At 70.8% G+C, this 7,622-nt stretch carries 2 protein-coding genes and 1 pseudogene; 2 read left to right on the top strand and 1 reads right to left on the bottom strand.

All coding sequences use genetic code 11. From position 1 onward, the window contains the following. A partial coding sequence (locus ACIRDX_RS18425; RefSeq protein WP_396626900.1) for a DUF2235 domain-containing protein occupies positions 1-2,296 on the bottom strand: 2,296 nt, incomplete at its 3' end. Between the two features lie 348 nt (positions 2,297-2,644). Between ACIRDX_RS18425 and ACIRDX_RS18420 the strand changes: the two are divergent. Together ACIRDX_RS18420 and nifJ are read left to right on the top strand one after the other, a co-directional pair. Further along, positions 2,645-4,282, top strand: a pseudogene (locus tag ACIRDX_RS18420) (NAD(P)-binding protein); the annotation flags it as partial. Positions 4,283-4,290: 8 nt separating this feature from the next. Further along, positions 4,291-7,622: pyruvate:ferredoxin (flavodoxin) oxidoreductase (nifJ, locus tag ACIRDX_RS18415; protein WP_396626899.1), on the top strand; the 3,332-nt coding region annotated here is incomplete at its 3' end.

Raw genomic sequence — 7,622 nt, 5'->3', positions numbered from 1 at the left:
CGTCGGCGGGCACGATGCGCACGGTCGCGGGACCACCAGCGTTGTTGCGGTAGAGACAGTCCCAGGCCAGGCACGGCACCAGCGCATCGTTGACGTACATCGACACGGGCCCGTCCTGCTCGGCCACGAACGTGCCGTTCGGTACGGCCGTGCGCGACGGATTGGTGGTGCCGATCTCGACAATGGGCACCAGCCAGTTGGCGCCGATCTGCCGCCGCAGGGGCACGGCGAGCGTGAAGAGCGCCTTCTGCCAGGCCGTGGCGCCCGGCGCGTGCAGGGACGAGAAGCCGAGCGTGTCGGTGACCGGAATGGTCGCATCGGCCCACGCGCCCTGTCGTCGCACGGCGGGCGGCACGCTGCCCTCGTCGACGCCGCAGGCCGTCGGCAGGGCCACCTCGACGCGATACGCGCGGCCCTTCTCCACCGTCACGCCCGTGGCGTTGCACAGCAGGTGTGGCCAGAGCGGGAACGTGCCGGCCGGGCCGCTCCAGCCCGCGGGCACGCCCCCGCCGCACGTCGAGGCCTGCAGCAAGCCGGCGCGGCTCCGCACCTCGAACAGCAGGCGCAGCGGCAGCCAGCCGGCCAGCGTGATCAGCAACGCGATGCCGAACACGTTCGGCAGCAGGTGGTACGAGAGCAGGTGGAAGCCCTGTCGGTACCAGCCGCTCGTCCGCAGGCGGTACACCCAGTCGTCTGGTGAGTTCACCGACGGCACCGGCTGCACCTGCACGCCATGCTCCTGCCACACGGCCCGCATGCGATCGGTGATGGCGAGGCGCAGCCGCTGGCTCCACGCCATCAGGCCGACGATCACCAGCGCGCCGGTGAACAGCTGGAACGGGCGCTGCTGGTAGTACTGCAGCCACGGCGCGAGCGCGCCGGGCAGGACCGAGGCCAGCAGCCCGACGACCGAGGCCAGCGTGGCCTGAGGCGCGCCCAGCCAGGTGAGGTGATCGCGAGCGGGGCAGAGCGGAATCAGCAGCAGGACGAGGGTGGCCGCGACCGTGAGGAAGTAGGCGACGCGGCGCCACCAGACGGCGTTGAGGGCCGCCTCCTGCCGCAGGCGACGCGCATGGCGCTGCGTCGGGTGCTCGTAGGGATTGGGCGCCGCCTCGTCGCCGAGGATGCGCCCGTCGCGGGTCACGACGGCGTACTGCTCGGGCAGGGTCGCCGGCGCGTAGCCGTCGACGTCGCGACGGATGCGCTCCAGGACGCTCTCGTGGACCTTCGGCCGCGCGATGCGCACGTCGGCGTGGTCGTCGTGGCAGAGCCGTTCCAGGGGGCGCGGGTGGTAGCGGTAGTACACGCCGACACCGCGCCGCGAGTCGTGCATCGGCGCAGCGACCACGGCGCGGTCGCTCCACTCGTCGGGGATCCGCCCATCGCGCGCGCAGAGCGCCGGGCGGAAGCGCAGCCCGCGCTTGGCCGCCTCGGTCGCCATCCAGGCCAGCGGCGTGACCGACAGGCTGTCGTCGGGATAGCCGCCACCGACGTTGGAGTGCATCCCGGCGAACCACACCTGCGTGACCCGCTCGTCGTCCACATGGGTGGACGCGTCGTTGCGCGCTTCCTCGTGTTCGGTCCACAAGAGCGGGAAGAACGTCTGCCGCTCGTCGTCGAGTGCCAGCGCGTGACAGGCGCGGCGGACCCGCGGCGAGACCCGGCGGTCCTTGGGGAGCATCGGCCAGATCCAGCGCTCCCAGCCGCGCGTCAGTTCGTCCACCGGCAGCCCGTAGGCAGCCACGGTGTCCCAGACGCCGAGGAACTCGATGTCGGGCCGCAGGGTGCGCGCCGGATCGAACGCCGGCTTGCCGCGCAGCGACTCCCAGGTCGTCAGGAGCCTGTCACGCACCCAGCGGCCGAGCTGCACCGGCCACGAGTGCGGGAAACGATCGGCGCGGTACGCACGGTAGGCCCACAGCGACAGCCGACGAAGCTCGGCCTCGCTGTCGGCCTGCACGAGTCCGACGTTGGCCACCAGCGCGGCGAGCACCCGGGCGGTGTAGGCCCCGCGGCTGAAGCCGAACGCGTAGATGCGGTCGCCACGCGTCGGGTCGTCGGGATCGACCCGATACGCCCGGCTCAGGAACATGTAGAGGTCGAGGACGTTCCGCTTCAGGCCGTAGCCGAAGGCGCCACCGAGGATCGCCAGGGGCTTGAACCCCGCAGTGCCCACGCCGTCGTCGTACAGCGCCACCTGGTCGCCGGTGGCGAGGTCGAGGGCCTCGTAGAGGCGCCAGACGTTGGTCTTCTGCAGCTTGGCGGCGCTGTTGCCCGTGCCGTCGGACAAGGCCACGAGGTTCCGGGGGCGGAAGGGAGTCGCGGGAGATGAGGGCATGCCTGCTGCCAAGAACGCCGGCCGAGCCTCGGGCGCACACGACATGCACCCGAGGCCCCACTTCGTGCGTCCGCCTCTCGAGGACCGCCGTTGCCGACGGGAAGATGACCTCGCCCCTGGCGCGTCGCGTGTGAGACAGCGACGCATGCGTGCGTCAGTGGATTCTGACGCACGCATGCGCCGCACGTCCTCGAGCCTGACGGATTGCCGGCGACGACGACACGTCACGAAACGGCGACCATACCGGTCCGCATCATCTAATGTGTTGAAGGCATGGAAACGTGAGGCGAGCAGGACTATAGTGCGCGCATGGCCGATGGCGATCGCGACCTGACGCACCTTCCGGATCTCCGACACAAGCCGCAACACGGGCCCGTCCGCAGCAGACGTCCGATCTACAAGGATCTGCTGGCGCCCTGCAATCACGCGTGTCCGGCCGGCGAGCCGATACAAGGCTGGCTCGATCACGCGCAAGCGGGTCGTTACCACGACGCCTGGTCCCTCCTCGTCACGGCCAATCCCTTCCCCGCCATCCACGGCCGCGTCTGCTACCACCCCTGCGAATCGTCCTGCAACCGCGGCAAGCTCGATGGTGAAGTCAGCATCCACTCGGTGGAGCGCTTCCTCGGCGACCTCGCGCTCGAGCAGGGCTGGGCGTTGCCGGCCGGAGCACCGGCATCGGGCAAGCGCGTGCTGGTCGTGGGCGCCGGGCCGAGCGGCCTGTCGGCGGCCTACCACCTGAAGCGCCTCGGCCACGACGTGCTCGTGCGCGATGCCGGTCCGGTCGCGGGCGGCATGATGCACTTCGGCATCCCGGCGTATCGCCTGCCGCGCCACATCCTCGACGCCGAGGTCGCGCGCCTGGTCGACATGGGCGTCGTCTTCGAGTTCAACCACAAGGTCGCCGACCTGGAAGCCGAGTGGACCGAGGGCGGCTTCGCGGCCGTCTTCCTCGCGGTCGGCTCGCACATCGGCAAGCGCGCCGGCATCCCGGCGGCGGATGCGGGCCGCATGCTCGATGCGCTGGCGTTCCTCAAGGACGTCGAGGCCGGCACGCCGCCGCAGCTCGGCCGTCGCGTCGCGGTGTATGGCGGCGGCAACACGGCGATGGACGCGGCGCGCACCGCCGTGCGCCTGGGCCACGAGCCGCTGATCATCTACCGCCGCGACCGCGATCACATGCCGGCGCACCCGGCCGAAGCCGACGACGCGCTCGAGGAGGGCGTGAAGATCCACTGGCTGCGGTCGATCGCGGGCATGGAAGCGGGCGAATTGAAGGTCGAGGTGATGGCGCTCGACGAGAAGGGCCGGCCGCGAGGCACGGGCGTGTTCGAGACGATCGAGGCCGACGCCCTCATCCTCGCGCTCGGGCACGACGTCGACAGCGGTTTCCTGAAGGGCGTCAGCGGCGTCGTCCTCACCGACGACGGCAGCGTGATCGTCGACGCCGGGATGATGACCGGCCGCGCCGGCCTGTTCGCGGGCGGCGACATGGTGCCGGCCGAGCGCACCGTGACCTACGCCGTGGGCCACGGCCGGCGCGCCGCCACGCACATCGACGCGTACCTGCGCCAGCTGGAGGTCGCCGCGGTGCCGCCGCCCGAGGTGGCGACCTACGAGAAGCTGCACCTCTGGTTCTACACCGACGTCTCGCACCGGCCGCAGGATCGGCTGGCCATCGAGGCGCGCCGGGCGAGCTTCGGCGAGGTGGTCGCCGGGCTCTCCGAGGCCGAGGCGAAGCACGAGGCGGCACGCTGCCTGTCGTGCGGCACCTGCTTCGAGTGCGACGGCTGCTACGCCGCCTGCCCCGAGGACGCGGTCATCAAGCTCGGCAAGGGCAATCGCTACGAATACGACTACGGCAAGTGCACGGGCTGCGCGGTGTGTTTCGAGCAATGCCCCTGCCACGCCATCTCGATGGTGCCCGAGCCCGAGGCGCACTGAGGCCATCCATGTCCACGCCCTCGTCTCCCGACGCCCCCGTGCTGGCCACCGTCGACGGCAACGAAGCCGCCGCGAGCGTCGCCTACCGTCTCAACGAAGTCTGCGCCATCTACCCCATCACACCCTCGTCCACGATGGCGGAACTGGCCGACCAGTGGTCCGGCGAGCGCAAGCCGAACATCTGGGGCGACGTCCCCACCGTGATCGAGATGCAGAGCGAGGGCGGCGCCGCGGGCGCCGTGCACGGCTCGCTGCAGGGCGGCGCGCTCACCACGACGTTCACCGCGTCGCAGGGCCTGCTGCTGATGATCCCGAACATGTACAAGATCGCGGGCGAGCTCACGCCGGCGGTCTTCCATGTCGCGGCTCGCGCGCTGGCCTCGCACGCGCTGTCGATCTTCGGCGACCACCAGGACGTGATGGCGGTGCGAGGCACCGGCTTCGCGCAACTGGCCTCGGCCTCGGTGCAGGAAGCGCACGACATGGCGGCGATCGCGCAGATGGCGACGCTCGAGTCGCGCATCCCGTTCGTGCACTTCTTCGACGGCTTCCGAACGTCGCACGAGATCGCGCGCATCGCGATGCTCTCCGACGACGACCTGCGGGCCCTGATCGACCCGTCGCTGGTGGTGGCACACCGCTCGCGGGCGCTGAGCCCCGACCACCCGTTCATCCGCGGCACGGCGCAGAACCCCGACGCCTACTTCCAGATGCGCGAGGCCGCCAATGCGATGCACTGGCGCGTGCCGTCGGTGGTCGAGGCCGCGATGGCACGCTTCGGCGAGCGGACCGGCCGGCACTACGGGCTGGTGCAGTACCACGGCGCGCCCGACGCGGAGCGAGTGATCGTGCTGATGGGCTCGGGCGCCGGTGCCGCGGCCGAGGCCGTCGAGGCCCTCACGGCGGCCGGCGAGAAGGTGGGCCTGCTGCAGATCCGCCTGTTCCGGCCCTTCCCCGCGGATGCGTTCCTCGAGGCCCTGCCCGCAACAGTGAAGGCCGTGGCGGTGCTCGATCGCACCAAGGAGCCTGGCGCCAACGGCGAGCCGCTGTACCAGGACATCGTCACCGTCCTCGCCGAGGCGATCGCCGGCGGTACGCGCGACCGCATGCCGCGCGTCGTCGGTGGGCGCTACGGCCTGTCGTCCAAGGAGTTCACGCCGGCGATGGTCAAGGCGGTCTTCGACGAGGTCGCCAGGCCCCGGCCGCGCTCGGGCTTCACCGTCGGCATCAACGACGACGTGAACCACACGAGCCTCGAGGTCGACGACACGTTCACCACCGAGCACGACGACGTGTTCCGCGCGGTGTTCTACGGGCTCGGCGCCGACGGCACGGTGGGCGCCAACAAGAACACCATCAAGATCATCGGCGAGGACCCCGACGTCCACGTGCAGGCGTACTTCGTCTACGACTCGAAGAAGTCGGGATCGCAGACGGTGTCGCACCTGCGCTTCGGGCCGCAGCCGATCCGGTCGACGTACCTCGTGCGCGAGGCGCAGTTCATCGGCTGCCACCAGTGGGGCTTCATCGAGAAGGTGGACGTGCTGTCGCTGGCGGGCAAGGGAGCGACGCTGCTGCTGAACAGTCCGCACGAGGCCTCGGCCGTGTGGGACTACCTGCCGCGCAACGTGCAGGAGCGGATCGTCGAGCGCCAGATGGCGGTGTGGGTGATCGACGCCAACAAGGTGGCGCGGGCCGTCGGGCTCGGGTCGCACACCAACAGTGTCCTGCAGACGTGCTTCTTCGCGGTCTCGGGCGTCCTGCCGCGCGAGAAGGCCATCGAGAAGATCAAGAAGGCCATCGAGAAGACCTACCGCGCCAAGGGCCCCGAGGTCGTGCGCAAGAACTTCGAGGCGGTCGATCGCACCATCGCGGCGCTGGCACGCGTGGAGGTGCCGGCGCAGGCGACCGGCAGCCGCCGCATGCTGCCGATCGTGGCTGCGGGTGCGCCGGCGTTCGTGCGCGACGTGGTGGCCGAGATGCTGGCCGGTCGCGGCGACCTGCTGCCGGTGAGTGCATTCCCGAACGACGGGACGTTCCCGAGCGCGACGTCGCGGTGGGAGAAGCGCGGCATCTCCGACACGGCGCCGGTGTGGGAGCCGTCGCTGTGCATCCAGTGCGGCAACTGCTCGTTCGTGTGCCCCCACGCCGTGATTCGCACGCGTGTCTACACGGCCGACCGGCTGGCCGGGGCCCCCGAACACTTCAAGGCCGCGCCGATCGAGGCGCGCGGCTTCCCCGACAGCCGCTACACGCTGCAGATCTACGAGGAGGACTGCACGGGCTGCACGTTGTGCGTGGACGTCTGCCCCGTGAAGGATCCGTCGGAGAGCGGGCGGCGCGCCATCAACATGGCGCCGCGTGACCTCGACCCCACCGCCGCCCGCGAGCACGCCGCGTTCTTCGAGACGTTGCCCGTCACCGAGCGCGGCCACGTGGACTTCTCCACCGTCCGCGGCACGCAGCTGCTCGAGCCGCTGTTCGAGTTCTCGGGCGCCTGCGCCGGCTGCGGCGAGACGCCGTACCTGAAGCTGGTGTCGCAGCTGTTCGGCGATCGCATGGTGGTGGCCAACGCCACCGGCTGCTCGTCGATCTACGGCGGCAACCTGCCCACCACGCCGTGGTCGGTGAACCACGAGGGACGCGGCCCGGCCTGGGCCAACTCGCTCTTCGAGGACAACGCGGAGTTCGGCCTCGGCATGCGCCTGGCGGCCGACCACCAGCTCGCGGCGGCGCGCAAGCTGCTCGATCAGTTGCGGCCGCAGGTGGGCGACGACCTGGTCGACGACATCATCCACGCGCCCCAGCGGACCGAGTACGACATCCGCCAGCAGCGCGGACGGGTGGGAGTGCTGCTGGACAAGCTCTCGGCCATCGCGCACCCGGCGGTGCCGCTGCTCTCGGCCGTGGCTGGCCAGCTCGTGCGGCGCAGCGTGTGGATCATCGGCGGCGACGGCTGGGCCTACGACATCGGCTCGGGCGGCCTCGACCACGTGCTGGCGAGCGGCCGCGACGTCAACGTGCTGGTGCTCGACACCGAGGTGTACTCCAACACCGGCGGCCAGGCGTCGAAGTCGACGCCGCTCGGCGCGGCGGCCAAGTTCGCCAGCGCCGGCAAGCAGACAGAGAAGAAGGACCTGGCCCTCCAGGCCATCTCCTACGGCAACGTCTACGTGGCGCGCATCGCCATGGGCGCCAACCCGCAGCAGACGCTCGACGCGCTGCGCGAGGCCGAGGCGTACGAGGGGCCGTCGCTCGTGCTCGCGTACTCGCACTGCATCGCGCACGGCATCGACATGACGCAGGGGCTGCACCAGCAGGACGCGGCCGTCCACTCGGG

The sequence above is a fragment of the Luteitalea sp. genome (genome assembly GCF_044337415.1).
Taxonomy (GTDB): domain Bacteria; phylum Acidobacteriota; class Vicinamibacteria; order Vicinamibacterales; family Vicinamibacteraceae; genus Luteitalea.
Note: the sequence above shows the minus strand (reverse complement) of the source record. Positions and strands in the feature narration are given on the sequence as shown.